The sequence below is a fragment of the Sorlinia euscelidii genome, assembly GCF_036452135.1.
Taxonomy (GTDB): Bacteria; Pseudomonadota; Alphaproteobacteria; order Acetobacterales; family Acetobacteraceae; genus Sorlinia; species Sorlinia euscelidii.
Map to the genome: position 1 here is coordinate 247,130 of NZ_JAWJZZ010000003.1, position 15,010 is coordinate 262,139.

The 15,010-nt window shown below is 56.9% G+C and carries 15 protein-coding genes; 4 read left to right on the forward strand and 11 right to left on the reverse strand.

Annotated features, from left to right (window positions below; genetic code table 11):
* Positions 1-6 precede the first annotated feature (6 nt).
* Genes CGLAMM_RS06815 through CGLAMM_RS06825 form a run of 3 tightly spaced genes read right to left on the reverse strand, consistent with a single transcriptional unit; the run spans position 7 to position 3,613 of the window.
* Entirely contained in the window at positions 7-516 is a 510-nt protein-coding gene (locus CGLAMM_RS06815) for a GNAT family N-acetyltransferase (protein WP_394820379.1), read from the reverse strand.
* Positions 513-1,406, reverse strand: coding sequence for a 50S ribosomal protein L11 methyltransferase (locus CGLAMM_RS06820; RefSeq protein ID WP_394820380.1), 894 nt, complete (start codon positions 1,404-1,406; stop codon positions 513-515). The genes CGLAMM_RS06815 and CGLAMM_RS06820 overlap by 4 nt, the downstream gene beginning before the upstream one ends.
* A complete protein-coding gene (locus CGLAMM_RS06825; protein WP_394820381.1) occupies positions 1,403-3,613 on the reverse strand; it encodes an ATP-dependent helicase in 2,211 nt (736 codons plus the stop codon). The genes CGLAMM_RS06820 and CGLAMM_RS06825 overlap by 4 nt, the downstream gene beginning before the upstream one ends.
* A 50-nt stretch (positions 3,614-3,663) precedes the next feature.
* Here CGLAMM_RS06825 and CGLAMM_RS06830 point away from each other — a divergent pair, with 50 nt between their 5' ends.
* On the forward strand, positions 3,664-4,344 hold the full coding sequence (locus tag CGLAMM_RS06830) for a JAB domain-containing protein (protein WP_418115502.1): 681 nt from the start codon (positions 3,664-3,666) through the stop codon (positions 4,342-4,344).
* Positions 4,345-4,690: 346 nt separating this feature from the next.
* Positions 4,691-5,296: a JAB domain-containing protein gene (locus CGLAMM_RS06835; protein ID WP_394820383.1), complete on the forward strand. Its 606-nt coding sequence runs from the start codon at positions 4,691-4,693 to the stop codon at positions 5,294-5,296.
* On the opposite strand, the gene CGLAMM_RS06840 is transcribed toward CGLAMM_RS06835, so the two are convergent.
* The 5 genes from CGLAMM_RS06840 to rpmE all read right to left on the reverse strand — a co-directional run bounded on the left by CGLAMM_RS06840 (position 5,234) and on the right by rpmE (position 8,819).
* On the reverse strand, positions 5,234-6,373 hold the full coding sequence (locus CGLAMM_RS06840) for a 5-(carboxyamino)imidazole ribonucleotide synthase (protein ID WP_394820384.1): 1,140 nt from the start codon (positions 6,371-6,373) through the stop codon (positions 5,234-5,236). The genes CGLAMM_RS06835 and CGLAMM_RS06840 overlap by 63 nt on opposite strands.
* 3 nt (positions 6,374-6,376) lie before the next feature.
* Positions 6,377-6,835, reverse strand: a complete 459-nt coding sequence (gene purE, locus CGLAMM_RS06845; protein WP_394820424.1) for a 5-(carboxyamino)imidazole ribonucleotide mutase — start codon at positions 6,833-6,835, stop codon at positions 6,377-6,379.
* Positions 6,836-7,103: 268 nt separating this feature from the next.
* Entirely contained in the window at positions 7,104-7,745 is a 642-nt protein-coding gene (locus tag CGLAMM_RS06850) for a DUF1013 domain-containing protein (RefSeq protein WP_394820385.1), read from the reverse strand.
* A 206-nt stretch (positions 7,746-7,951) separates the two neighbouring features.
* Positions 7,952-8,431, reverse strand: coding sequence for an Hsp20 family protein (locus CGLAMM_RS06855; RefSeq protein WP_394820386.1), 480 nt, complete (start codon positions 8,429-8,431; stop codon positions 7,952-7,954).
* A 154-nt stretch (positions 8,432-8,585) separates the two neighbouring features.
* On the reverse strand, positions 8,586-8,819 hold the full coding sequence (gene rpmE / locus CGLAMM_RS06860) for a 50S ribosomal protein L31 (RefSeq protein WP_394820387.1): 234 nt from the start codon (positions 8,817-8,819) through the stop codon (positions 8,586-8,588).
* Positions 8,820-9,006: 187 nt separating this feature from the next.
* Between rpmE and mscL the strand changes: the two genes are divergently transcribed.
* Complete coding sequence (gene mscL / locus CGLAMM_RS06865; RefSeq protein ID WP_394820388.1) at positions 9,007-9,447, forward strand: large-conductance mechanosensitive channel protein MscL; 441 nt, start codon at positions 9,007-9,009, stop codon at positions 9,445-9,447.
* Between the two features lie 80 nt (positions 9,448-9,527).
* On the opposite strand, the gene secF is transcribed toward mscL, so the two are convergent.
* The gene (gene secF / locus CGLAMM_RS06870; protein WP_394820389.1) at positions 9,528-10,463 is read right to left on the reverse strand and encodes a protein translocase subunit SecF; all 936 of its coding nucleotides are present in this window, start codon (positions 10,461-10,463) and stop codon (positions 9,528-9,530) included.
* Between the two features lie 6 nt (positions 10,464-10,469).
* Positions 10,470-12,017: a protein translocase subunit SecD gene (gene secD / locus CGLAMM_RS06875; RefSeq protein ID WP_418115503.1), complete on the reverse strand. Its 1,548-nt coding sequence runs from the start codon at positions 12,015-12,017 to the stop codon at positions 10,470-10,472.
* 166 nt (positions 12,018-12,183) lie between these two features.
* On the opposite strand from secD, the gene CGLAMM_RS06880 reads away from it, so the two are divergent.
* On the forward strand, positions 12,184-13,188 hold the full coding sequence (locus tag CGLAMM_RS06880; RefSeq protein WP_394820390.1) for a Gfo/Idh/MocA family protein: 1,005 nt from the start codon (positions 12,184-12,186) through the stop codon (positions 13,186-13,188).
* On the opposite strand, the gene CGLAMM_RS06885 is transcribed toward CGLAMM_RS06880, so the two are convergent.
* Positions 13,185-14,996: an ATP-binding cassette domain-containing protein gene (locus CGLAMM_RS06885; RefSeq protein WP_394820391.1), complete on the reverse strand. Its 1,812-nt coding sequence runs from the start codon at positions 14,994-14,996 to the stop codon at positions 13,185-13,187. The two genes, CGLAMM_RS06880 and CGLAMM_RS06885, sit on opposite strands and share 4 nt — an antisense overlap.
* Between the last annotated feature and the right edge of the window lie 14 nt (positions 14,997-15,010).

Below are 15,010 nucleotides of genomic sequence, written 5' to 3' on the forward strand. Positions count from 1 at the left end.
CCTGCTTCAGGAATCGAGTATCCGATACATAAAGACGAGGTTAAGCCATCGGTCAAATTTGCGCCCCACTTCCGGGATCGCAGGCATGGCGGTGAAGCCGAATTTCTCATGTAATTGGATGGAAGCCGTATTTGTGTCAGTGATGGCGCCGATCATCACGTGGCGCCCGGCCTCCGTCGCATGGGTAATCAGCGCAGTCAGGAGCATCTGGCCGATCCCGAGGCGGCTCATTCCCGGTTTGACGTAAATGGAGTGCTCGACCGTCTGCGCATAACCTTCATAGGGGCGGAAGGGGCCGTAACTGCCATAGCCGAAAAACGTACCCTCGCATATCACGACGAAAACGGGCATGTCGTTTTCCTGCTGCTGTTTCAGCCAGGCCGCACGTTGTGTGAGTGTTTGCGGCGTGTTGTTCCAGAGCGCGTCAGAATGCGCGATATTGTGATTGACGATCTCAAGTATTTCCGGGAGGTCTTCTTCCCGCGCGAGGCGAAGCTGACAATCACGTGTGGTCATGCGGGTTTCCTTAGAATAAGGGTGCACCATTCCCCTTCATAAATGCGGCGCTCCAGCACGAGGCCCTGACGACGATAGGCTGCCAGAACCATATTGGCTTGCGACGTCAGCAATCCGGCCAATATGGTCGTTCCACCGCGTTTGAGTTTGGCGGCAAGGTCCCGGGCCATGAGGCAGAGGGGGCGTGCCAGAATATTGGCGAATATCAGGTCGAAATTCCGGCTGCGCCGCACGGCGGGCGTGGACCAGCCCTGGCCCTGCACCGCATGAATCATGTTCTTGAGGCCGTTAAGCCGCGCATTGCTTCGGGTGACTCGCACAGACCATGGGTCAATATCCGCAGCGAGGGCCGGGCGGTGAAGGTGCTTTACCGCGGCCATCGCCAGAATGCCCGAGCCGCAACCCATATCCAGAATGCGGCGCGGGCGGCGATAAGCGACTTTCTCAAAGCCCCGTAGGCAACCCCGGGTTGAGCCATGCTCCCCCGAGCCGAAGGCGATCCCCGCATCGAGCGTGATAACGTGCCGCCCCGGCGCGCGCTGCGCATCCAGATGCGTGCCGCAGATCATAAAACGCCGTCCGATTTCCTGCGGCGGGAAGGCTTCATAAATACGCGCCAGCCAGCCATCACTATGGGTTACCTGCTGATGAAGCGGCGCATCATGGCCCGAAAGAAGGCGCGCCACCTCAAGGGCGCTTTGCAACTCATCCTCCCGATGGCCCTGATCACGCACCCCTTCGACGCGCCAGTTCCGATGGTCGTCATCTGCCTCGAAAATGCCGACAGTTGTGCATACTGTGGCGAGCGCGCTTTCAAATAAGGGGACAGCGCTTTCCGCAACCGTGACGGAGAGCGTTTCAAGTTGTGTCGCGTGGCGCGGGCGGATCATGATGAGATCAGATCGACGTAACTGGCATGAACGGCTTTGTCGCCCGCTTTCTCGAAGGCGACGGATAAAGTCTCTCCATTGACGACCATAATTATACCATATCCATATTTCTGATGGAAAACGCGGTGACCCGCCTCAAATTCTTCCATCGGGGGCGACATTGACGCTTTGCCCCTATCACGTCGCGCGAGTATTGGCCAATGGCTGGCAGGGCGCGGGAAGGGTGTTTCCTGCACGCGCAAACCACCATAGGGGTTGATTTCATTCCGCCACTCTTCCGGGATTTCCCCGACAAACCGGCTCGGGATGCTGTCCTGCCAGTTGGCGTAAATGCGCCGACGCGCAGCGTGGCAGATAATGGCCCGCGCTCTGGCGCGTGTCAGCCCGACATAGGCCAGGCGTCGTTCCTCCTCAAGGCTGCGTTCTCCGCCTTCATCAAGGCTGCGTTGAGAGGGGAAAATACCTTCCTCCCACCCTGGCAGAAACACCGTGTCAAATTCCAGCCCCTTGGCGCCATGAAGCGTCATGACATTGACCTTGTCATCCCCCTGGACAGCATCAGCATCCATCACAAGGGCGATATGCTCCAGAAACGCATCCAAAGACGGGAATTCCGCCATGGCGCGGAGGAGTTCCTTGATATTATCAAGCTTGCCGGGCGCTTCGATCGACTTATCGTCACGCCACATCTGGAGATAGCCAGCCTCTTCCAGCACGGCTTCCAGCGCGACAACATGGCCTTCCCCATTCAGCTTTTCCCGCCCCTGCGCCAACGTATCGGATAAAGCCGTCAGAGCTTCCTGCCCCTTGCGCGTCAATAATCTGGGACCGTCTTCAGCCAGGGCGGCGACCATGAGGGGACAATGCTGCGCACGGGCAGCTGCATGGATTTTCTGCATCGCGGTGGCGCCGATCCCGCGGCGGGGCGTATTGGCGATGCGTTCAAACGCGAGATCATCACCCGGGCGCGCCAGAAGACGTGCATAAGCCAGCGCGTCCCGGATTTCAGCGCGTTCATAAAACCGGATGCCGCCAATAATGCGGTAGGGGATGTTTTTCGCCAGCATACGATCTTCAAATGCGCGCGTCTGGAAAGAGGCGCGCACCAAGATCGCCATCTGCGCGTAATCATGGCCCTCATGATGCAGCGTTTCAATCCGTGCGGTGATGAGATGCGCCTCACCATCCGAATCCGGTGCGGCCAGGATGGTGACTTTCTCCCCCCGGCGATCATCCGTCCCGGGGCGAAGTGTTTTACCCAAACGGTCATGATTATGCGCGATCAGCCCGGAGGCGGCCGAAAGAATTTCCTGCGTTGAGCGGTAATTCTGTTCAAGCCTGATGATCTTCGCCTTTGGGAAGTCACGCTCAAAGCGAAGGATGTTCTCAATTTCAGCGCCGCGCCAGGAATATATGGACTGATCGTCATCACCGACGCAGGCGATGTTGGCGTCTTCATCCGGGCGTTGTGACAAAAGACGTAGCCAAAGATATTGGGTTGTGTTCGTATCCTGATACTCGTCGACCATGATATATCTGAATAAATGATGATAAAGTTTGAGAACCTCAGGATGCAGGCGCAGGATTTCATAAACGTGCAGGATAAGGTCGCCAAAGTCGCAAGCATCGAGACTGCGCAACCTCTCCTGATAGGCGAGATAAATGTCGCGCGCCTTGCCTTGCGCGAAGTCAGTATCCTCAGCAGGCGTGATACTTGTCGGGGTAAGGGCGCGGTCTTTCCAGCGTTGAATGACGCCGAGCATGGCGGCCGGCGCCCAACGTTTCACGTCGATTCCGGCCGGTTCCATCACTTGTTTGATGAGGCGGATCTGGTCATCTGTATCGAGAATGGTAAATTGATTGCTGAGACCAACCAGCGCGGCATGTCGACGCAGCATCCGCACGCAGATCGCGTGGAACGTGCCCAGCCACAACCCATCGACTGTGTGCCCGACAAGCGTCTCAATGCGGTCTTTCATTTCCCGCGCTGCTTTATTCGTGAAAGTCACGGCGAGAATTTGATGGGGTCGTGCTTTACCCGTCAGAAGAAGATGCGCGAAGCGTGTCGTCAAAACGCGGGTTTTACCTGTCCCCGCGCCAGCGAGGATCAATAATGGCCCTTCGATTGACTCGGCAGCGGCGCGCTGCTCAAGGTTTAAGCGTTTCAGGTATCCATGTGCTTCAGGGGATGGTACAGAATGATTCACATTTACCGCACGACGTTGCAGAATTTTATGACACTATATCCTTTTAAAGAATGAGCAGGCGGTCTTCCAGTCAAAAGAACAGCGTGCTCGGCCATCGTGCCCGTATGCGTGAGCGTGTCCTGCGCAATGGCGTCGAATCTCTGGCGGATTACGAAATAATTGAAATGCTGTTGTTTCTGTCCGTCCCCAGGCAGGACACGAAGCCGCGTGCGAAGGAGCTGATGGCGACGTTCGGTTCCATCGGCGGCGTTGTAAATGCACCCGTGACTCGCCTGCGTGAGATTGGCCTCAACGACAAGGCGATTAAAATCATGCGCCTCCCGCAAGCAGCGGCATCCTTGCTGGCCGTGTCTGAGCCACAGGCGGAGATCGTCGTTGGCGCATGGGAGGAACTCGTTGATTATCTACATGATACAATGGAGATTATGCCGGAGGATAGCTCTCGGGTGCTTTTCCTCAATAATAAGAACCGGCTTCTGGCTGACGAGGCTTTCAATGTAGGTCGCGACACGCAGGATATGTTCCGCCGGGCCTTATCTCTCCACGCAACGGCGCTTATATGTTTGCACTCTGTGCAGTTCAACGTGCAAGGCGAGGCGCGTCGACTTCGAACTGTTGCAATCAAACTACAGAAAGAGACAGAACATCTCGCAATTACGCTGCATGACTATATTTTGATTGATAAGCAATTCGAATTGTTCAGTTTCCGGCAACAAGGAATTATCGTCTGAAAGCAATTATGCGGTGCGGTAAAAAAAGAGTTTTGATTAGGATCACCTTTCGCTAAGTTTGAAGCGCGACTTTCATCATTCGTCAACTGTTTGACGCTGTAGACTTATCCCGTTTCCCTCCGATCCTCACCAGTGTTTGTCCCAACGAGAGGCTACTCTGCCAAGAATAAATCGAAAAAATAGAACGAGGAAGAGGCCAACCGGGTCGAACGATCTCTTTGACGTCATCGGCTCCGGGTGGTCGCGGATCGCCCTGAGTGAAATTGAAGCGGCGGAAAGCCTGCCGGTCAAAGATGACTATGACCAGATTCGACATTTCCTACGGGTTTTGCAAATCCCGGAGGACGTGGCAGCTGCGGTGTCCGTCAATCTCAAGGCGCGTTTCGGTTCCTTCTCCGGTTTACTTTGCGCACCGAATGAAGCGCTTACCTCTGTCCCGAATTTCCCGACCGGCGCTATCATCGCCGTGCGCCTCGTTCAGGAAGCAGCCATCCGCATCAATCGTGAGCGGATTAACAAGAAGAACGTCCTCGCGGATAAGCAATTTCTTCTGGATTATCTGACCAGTCGATTAGCGCGGGAGGCTGTGGAGCAGTTCCGTGTCATTTTCCTGTCCGATGATGGTGGTTTTCTGGCGGATGAAGCCCAGGCGCAGGGCACGGTCAATCACACACCCGTCTATCCTCGGGAAGTTGCGCGTCGCGCAATGGAGCTGAGGGCTGCCAACCTCATCCTCGTCCATAATCATCCGAGTGGAGACCCGACACCATCCGGCAGCGACATCCACATGACACATCAGATCATGTATGCAACGCGCCTGATCGGTGTCGATATTCTCGACCATCTGGTGATTGGTAAAGGGCGTTACGCCAGTCTTAAAGAACTCGGCTTACTCGAGCCCGTCATTGAGGATCGGCCCAAGCGCGGCGGCAAGCCCAAGATCCCCGGGTAGCGCCCCTTTGGGGAAAAGCGCATTGACGTGACCCATTTTGCGCCCAGGCCGCGCCTCCGCCTTGCCATAGAGATGCAGGCGCGTGCCAAGTGTTTCGAGCGCTCTGCGGGCCGCGACTTCCGTGCCGGGACCAACCAGGTTTTTCATGACCGCATCGCTGTGCCGGGTGAGGGGTTGCGCGCGCAGCCCCGCCACCATGCGTATATGCGCTTCAAACTGACTGATCAGGCAGGCATCCTGCGTCCAATGGCCGGAATTATGGGGGCGCGGCGCGATTTCATTCACGCGTAATTCCCCCTTTGCGTCCAGGAACAACTCGACGGCGAGGATGCCGACAAGCGCCAATCCATGGGCAATGCGGCACGCCATATCCTGCGCTGACGCCGCCAGCTCAGGGCTGATGCGGGCCGGGGCGAGGCTGATATCGAGGATGCCGTGATGATGGCGATTTTCTGTCACGTCAAAGCAGGAAGCTTCACCGTAAAGATCCCGCGCGACGATGACGCTGAGCTCCCGATCAAAATCAACGAGGCCTTCGGCGATAAGCGGGTAGGGCAGCGTCTCCTGAATCGCCTCAAGGTCCTGAGGGCTATTGACCCGCCATTGTCCCTTCCCATCATAGCCGAAACGCGTCTGTTTCAGGATGAACGGAAAGCCGAGTGCCGCCTCTATCGAGGCAAGCGCATCAGGGTCCGTCACGGCGACCCAGGGTGCCGTCTTCAGGCCGAATGCGTTGAGCCGGGATTTCTCAGTGATGCGGTCCTGACTGATTTCCAATATTTTGCGTGAAGGATGCACGGGCTTGAGTGATTCAAGCAATGCAATGCTTTCTGCGGGAATATTTTCAAACTCGAAGGTGATGACATCGACATTCTCCGCGAAGCGCCGCAGGGCTGCGGCATCATCATAAGCGCCGATTGTTGCGGAAGGGGCCACGTCAAGCGCGGGCTCATCGTCGCGAGGCGAGAAGATATGGCAGTGGAAGCCCATTTCCGCCGCCGCCATGGCGGACATGCGGCCAAGTTGCCCGCCACCGATGATGCCGATTCGCCCCCCAGGCTTCAAAATATCCGGCATGGCCTAGCCCTCAGGTGCGTCTTTGACGTTATCCGTCTGGGCCTGGCGCCATTTTTCGAGGCGGATGCGCACGTCATCATCATCAAGAGACAGGATCGACGCGGCGGTCAGGGCGGCGTTAATGGCCCCCGCGCGGCCAATGGCGAATGTCGCCACCGGCACACCGCCAGGCATCTGCACGATGGAGAGAAGGGAATCCATGCCTTTCAACGCGCGGCTTTCAACCGGCACACCGAGGACAGGGAGCGTTGTCCAGGCTGACACCATTCCAGGCAGATGTGCGGCACCGCCCGCGCCGGCAATGATGACTCTAAGCCCCGCATCCCGTGCTGAAACAGCATATTGTCGCAGGCGGTCCGGTGTGCGGTGTGCTGAGACGATTTTAGTCTGATGCGGGATCATCAATTGGTCCAGCGTCTGGGAGGCGTGCTGCATCGTTTCCCAGTCACTCTGACTTCCCATGATGATGCCGACATGGGCGAGTAGGTCTCGATTTCGGTTCACGCTTTACTGTCCTGTATTCGGTCGTCTCTCATCTGACACCTCAAACCGGCTTTGGTTCGGGTGAAGGGGCGGGCAGGCGGGTTTATCGTGCCATCCTCACCTCTGCAGTGCTCGTTTCCAAGCGCAATCGGTAAAATGGCGCCGTGGCGTGACAGTGAGACGCTGATCCCCTTTCGGGCCACACAAGCTTAACGCACTTCACCGCTGTAACCGTCAGCAACCCGGTTCAGGCGACATCATCCTCATGCGACGCATTATCGTCGGCCGTCGGCGCGTCTCCCGGCACGTCATTGACGTCATCCGCCGGTGGGGCCGTGAAACGCATATCCTGCGCGCCGCCTTCCTTCTCAAGGCGCTGATCGGCGATATGCACAGCGGCATTAAGGTCGGTCTGGCTGCATAAACCGATAATGACAGGGTCACGCGGTTTGATATTGGCGCTGTTCCAATGCTGACGGTCCCGCACTTTGGCGATCGTGTCTTTTGTGGTGCCCAGAAGCTTGATGATCTGCGCTTCGGATAATTGCGGAAATTGCCGAAGGAGAAACGCAATCGCGTCCGGACGGTCGTTTCGGCGGGCGATCGGGGTGTATCGGGCACCCTTGGCGCGACGCGGAATCGGATTGGCAGCGGAGGAGAGCTTCAGAGTCGCGTTTGAGTCACGCTCGCAGCGGGCAATTTCCTCAGAGGTCAACTGGTTGTTTTTGACGGGGTCATATCCATTAATGCCGGAAGCAACTTCACCATCCGCTATAGCCTGCACCTCTAAAGGGTGCATTCCGCAAAAAGCCGCGATCTGTGAAAATGTGAGCGCCGTTTTGTCGATAAGCCACACCGCAGTGGCTTTTGGCATAAGTGGAAGAGTCATTCTCGGTCACCCCGGGTCAAGATTATGCCGCGCCAGGCACCGAAAAGAGTTGTCGTATCGAGATACGGTCCGCATGGTGCCTGGAAATGCATTGCGAAGTTGTCATCGTATGACGGTGTGCGCGATAAAACGTCAAGTGTTTTCCGGCCTCTGGATAAGAAAAAAGGGCGCATTTGCACCCTTTTCTCTCTTAAAAGCGCGTCAATTTAAGCGGCGTTGCGCTGCCCCTTTGTCCCTTCCGCTTTCGCAGAGGTGGAAAGGCCCTCGACGCTTTTGATTTCAATACGGCGCGGTGCCAAAGCCTCCGGCACAACCCGTTTGATCGTGACCGTCAACAGACCATTGACCAGTTCAGCTTCACCGATTTCGATATGATCGGCGAGGACGAAACGACGCTCAAAGGTACGGGCCGCAATGCCGCGATGCAATATTTCACCTTCCGTGAAATGTGCGGGCGGCGTGCCCTTGATGACAAGATTATTATCGGCAAGCGTGATGTCGATATCAGCCGGGCCGAACCCGGCAACCGCCATCGTCAGCCGATAAGTATCGGCATCCTGCTTATCGATATTATAAGGGGGGTAACCATTATTGGGCGCCGCCATATTTGCAGCGTTATCCATCAAGCGGGCAAAACGGTCAAAACCAATCGCTGTCCGCATAAGCGGGGAAAAATCGTACGTCATAAGAACCTCCTTTAAGGCAGATCCGGCTAAACCCTCCCCAACGGGCGGAGGGCTGAGCCATTAAGGTTGTTGCGGCCCAATGGCACCGCAACAACCTTAAAATGGGGATCGGAAAAGGAGGTTTCAAGAGATCGCAGGGCGGTCCCCAGCGCGTTTATTTCTTCGCGTTGCGCGCGCCGATCCCGGCAAAACGCTTATTGAACTTGGCGACCTGACCGCCCGTATCCAGAATACGTTGCACGCCTGTCCAGGCGGGGTGAGACTTCGGGTCAACGTCAAGGCGCAATGTCGCGCCGGGCTCACCATAGCATGAACGCGTGGTGAATTCGGTCCCGTCCGTCATCACAATTTTGATTTCGTGATATTCAGGGTGGATGCCAGATTTCATGATTGCCAAACTCTCCAGATAACCATGCCCCGATGCCGACCGGGACTTATAAGCGATGCGTCTTATCGCAATCGGGCGTGAAAGGGAACGCTTATTTGCGGGAACTTTCAGAATCACCGGGTTTTTCGGATAAGAGAAGCGTTTCCCGCTTAGGGAAGAGGCGCGCTGGAAGATAAAGAGAGAGAAAATGGATAATAAATTTTCGTTACATAAGCCCGGCTGGGTCGGTGAATTTCAAAAATTCATCATGCGCGGCAATGTCATTGATATGGCTGTCGGGATCATTATCGGCGCGGCCTTCACGGCCATTGTCAGCAGCCTCGTTAAGGATGTGATGACGCCTTGTATCGGTCTGCTGACCGGTGGCATCGATTTCTCAAATATTTTCATCACCCTCAAAGGCCCCGTCCTGCCAACTTTGGCGGAAGCCACGAAGGCAGGGGCGGTAACCATCAATGTCGGCGTTTTTCTAAATGCGCTGATTCAGTTTCTCATCGTTGCCTTCGCCGTCTTCTGGCTGGTGAAGCTCGTTTCAAGCCTCTATAAAAAGCAGGAAGAGGTGGCGGAACCCACGATTTCAGAAAAGCTTCTGACCGAAATTCGTGATCTGCTTGAGCGCAAACCGTAAGTAAAGCGGCCCTGTGGCGCGAAGAGCCTGACCGGACCTTGAGAGCGGTCAGGCCTTACGCCGCATCACCGACAGACATCTCACGATGCGTCGCGGCGCAGTCTTTTTGCCCCCAGAAGCAAAAGGATGGGGCAGGCGATAAATATAGATGAGGAGGTGCCGATGACAATACCGAACAACATCACGGTCGCGAAGCCGGACAGGCTGTGACCCCCGAAAATCGCCAAAGGCAGCGCGGCAAGAAACACGGTGGATGACGTGCCCAAAGTACGGTTCAGCGTTTCATTGATGGAAAGGTCGAGCAATTCGCGCAAATTCATTTTGCGATATTTGCGCAGATTTTCCCGCACGCGGTCATAAACCACGACCTTATCATTGGTGGAATAGCCGAGGATCGTCAAAATCGCCGCGACCATCACCAGGTCAAACTGAATGCGCGTGATGGCGAGGAAGCCGATCGTCTTGGTGAGATCAAGCACAAGGGTCAGCACGGCGCTGATCGCGAATTCCCACTCAAACCGCACCCAGATATAAATGAGGATCATGCCGAGGCTGAGAAGCAGCGCTAAAATGCCGTTGCGGAAAAGCTCCTGCGAGACGGAAGCTCCGACCGCATCCGCACGCAAAATCTGCGCGCCGGGCTGGGCGGCCTCGACCGTCTGACGCACCCGGTCAACGAGGCGTTGCGTCTCCTGATTATTATCCGCCCCTGCTTTCGGTGTTTCGAGCTGGATCAGCACATCGTCCGGCGCCCCGAATGTAATGATGCCGGCGGCGGTGATCCCTTTTTTATTTAATGCCTCCCGAAGCACGGGCACGTCGGCCGGGCCTTTCGTGCGCGCTTCCACAACGATACCGCCGCGGAAATCCAGCCCCAATTCCAGCCCCGGTTTGAAGAACAGGGCAATGGAAAGGAGAGACAAAGCGGCCGACGCGATCAGCCCGGCATAACGTCCCCGCATGAAGGGGATTTTTTTGTCATCACGGAAAAAGCGCAAAAGGGGGCGAGAAAACATGATTCTTTACACCGGTAAGGTCGCAGGGCGCGTTTTGGCATACCATCGTATGATAAGCAGCCGGGAGAGCACCATGGTCGTGAACAGGGTGGTGAGAATGCCGATGGTGATCGTCAGGGCGAAACCGCGCACCGGCCCAGTCCCGAAAGCAAAAAGCATGACATGCGCGAGGAAAGCTGTCGCATTACTATCCACAATCGTTGATTGGGCGCGCTCAAAACCATTCTGCAATGCGGCGAGGGCGGAGCGGCCGTTGCGCACTTCCTCCCGGATACGCTCATTGATCAGAATATTGGCGTCGACGGCCATCCCGAGCGTAAGCAGCATCCCCGCCATACCCGGCAAAGTCAGTGTCGCCTGAAAAAGACTGAGTATGGCGATCATCAAAACGAGATTGGCCATGAGGGCGAGATTGGCGTAAAGGCCGAATAGCCCGTAAAAAAGCTGCATAAACACAATGACCAGCAGCAGCCCCACTAACAGGCTGATGGCGCCGGCCCGAATGGAATCAGTACCGAGAGAAGGGCCGATCGATCGTTGTTCAACGACATTGAGCGGGACGGGTAATGCACCGGCGCGCAGCATCAGGGCGAGATCCGTCGCCGTGCGCGCATCAAAATTGCCGGTAATCTGCCCGTTACCCCCTGTGATGGGAGTGCGGATCACCGGGGCTTCAATGACCTTGTTATCGAGGATGATGGCAAACATCTTGCCGACATTTTCAGTCGTTGTTTTGGCAAATGCCGTGGCCCCGCGATGATCAAAAGAGAAGGAGACCGCCCACTGCCCGGTCTGCTGATCAATGACCGGCGCGGCATTGGTGAGGGCGGCCCCATCCACTTCAACATGGTTTAAAACGGGCCATTGCCGCGAATTATCTGCGGCCGGTATCATCGTGATACCGCCCACATTACTTGCGCTGCCCGCCGTTGCGACGAGCTGGAATGTCATTTTTGCCGTCGTGCCCAGAAGCGCTTTGATCCGCTCCGGGTCACTCACGCCGGGCAACTCCACCACGATCCGATCTTCCCCCTGACGCGTGATTTGCGGGTCGACGGCGCCTGTGCCGTCTATGCGGCGGCGAACGATCTCGATCGTCTGCGCCATCGCCTCATGCGCGCGTCTCTGCAAAACCTGGTGGTCGAGGGCGACCTCAATCCGGGCCTGTGCACGTTGCACGCTGAATTCATCCGGTGAAGCACGCGGGATATCATTGACGACTTTGAAAGCGGCATCGGCCTCCTGCTCATCCCGAGGATAAAAACGGAGTGTCCGCGTTTTTGCGTCGATCGAGAACTGTCGGTATCCAAGCCCCGCATCGGTCAGATTATGCTTGATATCATCCTCGAGCGCGGTCAGGCGATCGCTGGAGAGTGTTTCGGTATTGACCTGGAGCAGGAGGTAGGACCCCCCTTGGAGGTCCAGCCCGAGATGCACCTGACGCCAGGGGAGGTGATAGGGCGCCTGACGCACAAAATTCGGGACGCAAAGCAGAAGCCCGGCGAAGCATATGGCGAGCACGCCGAGGAGTGTGAAGCGATTATAACGGATCATCGGCCGTCGCAGTATCCTTATTGCCTGAGCGGGAGTATAGCAGATAACGCAGATTTGTCCTAGCGCCTGAGGATGGCGTGTGCCTTGGCGCGATGCAACTCCCTTTATGGGTGATAAAGGCTTTGTAAAAGCCGCCACTTTCTGAATTGTTTTTTAGGGTGATGACATGAGTTTCCGTTCCCGCGCATCAGCGATGCGGCCCCTGCATGTAGGATTGATCGGGGCGGGGCATTTCGGGCGGTTTCATGCCCTGAAATCGCATGCATCCACCCGCGAAACGCTTGAAATCCTTTACGACCCCGACCCATCACGTGCGCAGAGCGTCGCGCGTGAAGTGGGGTGCGACGTGGCTGAAGATATTCCGGCCCTGCTGGCGCGTGTTGAGGCCGTCATCATCGCGGCCCCGGCGGAGCACCATTATGCGCTGGCCGCCACATGTCTGGAAGCCGGGAAACATGTCCTGATCGAGAAACCCATCGCCGCAACGCGTGAGGAAGGGGAGAAGCTCGGTGCGCTCGCCGCGGCGCAGAATTGCGTGCTGCAGGTCGGCCACCTCCTCCGTTATTCTGCGGAGCATAAGGCGATTTCCACGCGCGTGACGAAACCCATTTATATTGAGGCCACGCGCATTGCGCCTTTCAAGGATCGTGGTACGGATGTCTCGGTCATCCTTGATCTGATGATACATGATCTCGACCTCGTCCTCTCCTTCGTGCGCAGCCCGATCCGCGATATTGATGCGTTGGGTGTCGCGGTCTCCAGCGCGCATGAGGACATTGCCAATGCGCGTGTCCGGTTTGAAAATGGGTGCGTGGCCACGATTACCGCCAGCCGGATTTCCCTGAAGACTGAGCGGAAAATGCGGATTTTCGGCGCAGAAGGTTATCTCTCCGCTGACTTCATGAAGCGCGAGCTGACTTTTATCGGTCGGGAGAGGGGACTTCCCCTTCCCGGAACAGGCGGCTTCCGGCAGGAGGCGATTCATTGGAAGGATCACGATAATATTGAAGCCGAACACGCGGCTTTTGTCGCCTCCTGCCAGGATGGCGCGCCCGTCCTCGTCAATGCGGAAGCAGGGATACGCGCACTTGATGCGGCGCTTCGGATCACCGCCTGCATTGAGGAATCGCGCGCCCGCGTGCTCGCCTCCGGATTGGGGCAACTCCCTTAAGCGTCGGGAGGCGCGGACAAAGCGCTTTTTTTGAGTTCAAGCGTAAGCCATTGCTCTTCCGCAGCTTCAAGCGCCTTTTCACTTTGCGCAAGTTTTTCGGTGAGGGTGCTGAAGCGGGTCGGGTCTTTCTGATAAAGGTCAGGTTGTGCAAGTTCCGCCGTCATGTGGGAAATCGCTCCCTCTAATTTGCTGATGCGGTCCGGCAGTTGATCCAGGGCCCGTTGATCATTGTAACTCAATTTACGATGACGCGAGGAGGGCTTGCTGGAAGGGGCTTTGCGATCCGCCGTTACATCTTCCCGCGATGCCGGGCTTTTCAGATCAGGGGAAAGCGCGGCGATATCGGCATAACCGCCCGCATATTCCGTCCAGCGTCCTTCTCCCTCAGCCACCAGCGTCGACGTGACGATGCGGTCAAGGAAGTCGCGATCATGGCTGACCAGCAGGACGGTGCCCTCATACTTCTCCAGCCATTCCAGCAAAACTTCCAGCGTATCAAGGTCGAGATCATTGGTCGGCTCATCAAGTATGAGGAAGTTCGTCGGGGTCAGGAGGGCTTTTGCGAGGGCCAGGCGGCCGCGTTCACCCCCTGAAAGGGCGCTGACCGGTGTCCGTGCCTGCTCCGGGCGGAAGAGAAAATCCTTCATGTAACCTATGACGTGGCGCGTCTGGCCGGCACATTGCACCATGTCGCCCTTGCCATCCGTCAGGCTCTCGACCAGCGTGCGCGATGGGTCGAGCGTCTCACGTCGCTGGTCAATCACGATGGGCTGGATGGAAGGGCCCAACGCGACACGTCCGTGATCCGGCGTCAGCGCGCCAGTGATAAGCTTGAGCAGCGTTGTTTTGCCCGATCCGTTCGGCCCGATAATGCCGATTCGGTCGCCGCGCAAAATTTTGAGGCTGAGGTTCTGAACAAGGCAGCGCTCACCGAAAGATTTGCCGAGTGTTTCGATATCGGCAGCGAGTTTACCGCCAGCGAGGGTGGTGCGGGCTTCGAGGGACATCGCGCCGCGTCGGCGTGAGAGAAGTTCCGAACGCTCTCTTCTCAGCGCGCCGAGTTCCGCCACCCGGCGCATATTGCGTTTCCGGCGGGCTGTGACGCCGTAGCGCATCCAGTCTTCCTCACGCGCGATCTGCCGGTCGAGCTTATGGGCGCTGAGCTCCGCCTCTTCGAGAAAATCATCACGCCAGCTTTCGAATTTCTCAAACCCTTCATTCAGGCGATGGGTCTGCCCCTGATGAATCCATAACACCCCACGCGACATGTTTTTGAGAAATTGCCGGTCGTGACTGATAAAGATGACAGCGGCATTAAGACGGCGGAGGGCCGTTTCCAGCCATAAGATTGTGGGGAGATCCAGATGGTTGGTGGGCTCATCCAGCAAAAGGAGGTCAGGCTCCGCCGCGAAAGCGCGCGCGAGGGCGGCACGGCGCATTTCACCGCCGGAGAGCGCGGCGGTGTCCTTATCCGGCGTGAGACCGACTTCCGCCATCAGGCTGCGCGCGAGGAAATGGCGCGCTGGCGGCAACGCGGCCACAACATAATCAAAGACGGTCTTCGCATTACCCGGGGTCGGTTCCTGCGGGACGTAGATCACCCGCGTGCCAGGTTGCAGAAATCTCTGCCCCCCATCCGGCAATATATCCCCGGACGCGATTTTAAGGAGAGTCGATTTGCCGCAGCCATTGCGCCCGACGACGCATATACGGTCCCGCTCATGGACGGACAGAGCGGCGTTCTGCAGGAGTGGGGGGCCACCGAGAAAGAATGAAATATTCTGAAGTGTTAAAAGAGGCGCATCCATGCGTCATCCGTGGC

Bases quoted from the DNA above. Each gene is read 5' to 3' on its own strand.
- CGLAMM_RS06815 (WP_394820379.1), bottom strand. From the start codon at position 516: ATGACCACACGTGATTGTCAGCTTCGCCTCGCGCGGGAAGAAGACCTC.
- CGLAMM_RS06820 (WP_394820380.1), bottom strand. From the start codon at position 1,406: ATGATCCGCCCGCGCCACGCGACACAACTTGAAACGCTCTCCGTCACG.
- CGLAMM_RS06830 (WP_418115502.1), top strand. From the start codon at position 3,664: ATGAGCAGGCGGTCTTCCAGTCAAAAGAACAGCGTGCTCGGCCATCGT.
- CGLAMM_RS06840 (WP_394820384.1), bottom strand. From the start codon at position 6,373: ATGCCGGATATTTTGAAGCCTGGGGGGCGAATCGGCATCATCGGTGGC.
- purE (WP_394820424.1), bottom strand. From the start codon at position 6,835: ATGGGAAGTCAGAGTGACTGGGAAACGATGCAGCACGCCTCCCAGACG.
- CGLAMM_RS06850 (WP_394820385.1), bottom strand. From the start codon at position 7,745: ATGACTCTTCCACTTATGCCAAAAGCCACTGCGGTGTGGCTTATCGAC.
- CGLAMM_RS06855 (WP_394820386.1), bottom strand. From the start codon at position 8,431: ATGACGTACGATTTTTCCCCGCTTATGCGGACAGCGATTGGTTTTGAC.
- rpmE (WP_394820387.1), bottom strand. From the start codon at position 8,819: ATGAAATCTGGCATCCACCCTGAATATCACGAAATCAAAATTGTGATG.
- mscL (WP_394820388.1), top strand. From the start codon at position 9,007: ATGGATAATAAATTTTCGTTACATAAGCCCGGCTGGGTCGGTGAATTT.
- secF (WP_394820389.1), bottom strand. From the start codon at position 10,463: ATGTTTTCTCGCCCCCTTTTGCGCTTTTTCCGTGATGACAAAAAAATC.
- secD (WP_418115503.1), bottom strand. From the start codon at position 12,017: ATGATCCGTTATAATCGCTTCACACTCCTCGGCGTGCTCGCCATATGC.
- CGLAMM_RS06880 (WP_394820390.1), top strand. From the start codon at position 12,184: ATGAGTTTCCGTTCCCGCGCATCAGCGATGCGGCCCCTGCATGTAGGA.
- CGLAMM_RS06885 (WP_394820391.1), bottom strand. From the start codon at position 14,996: ATGGATGCGCCTCTTTTAACACTTCAGAATATTTCATTCTTTCTCGGT.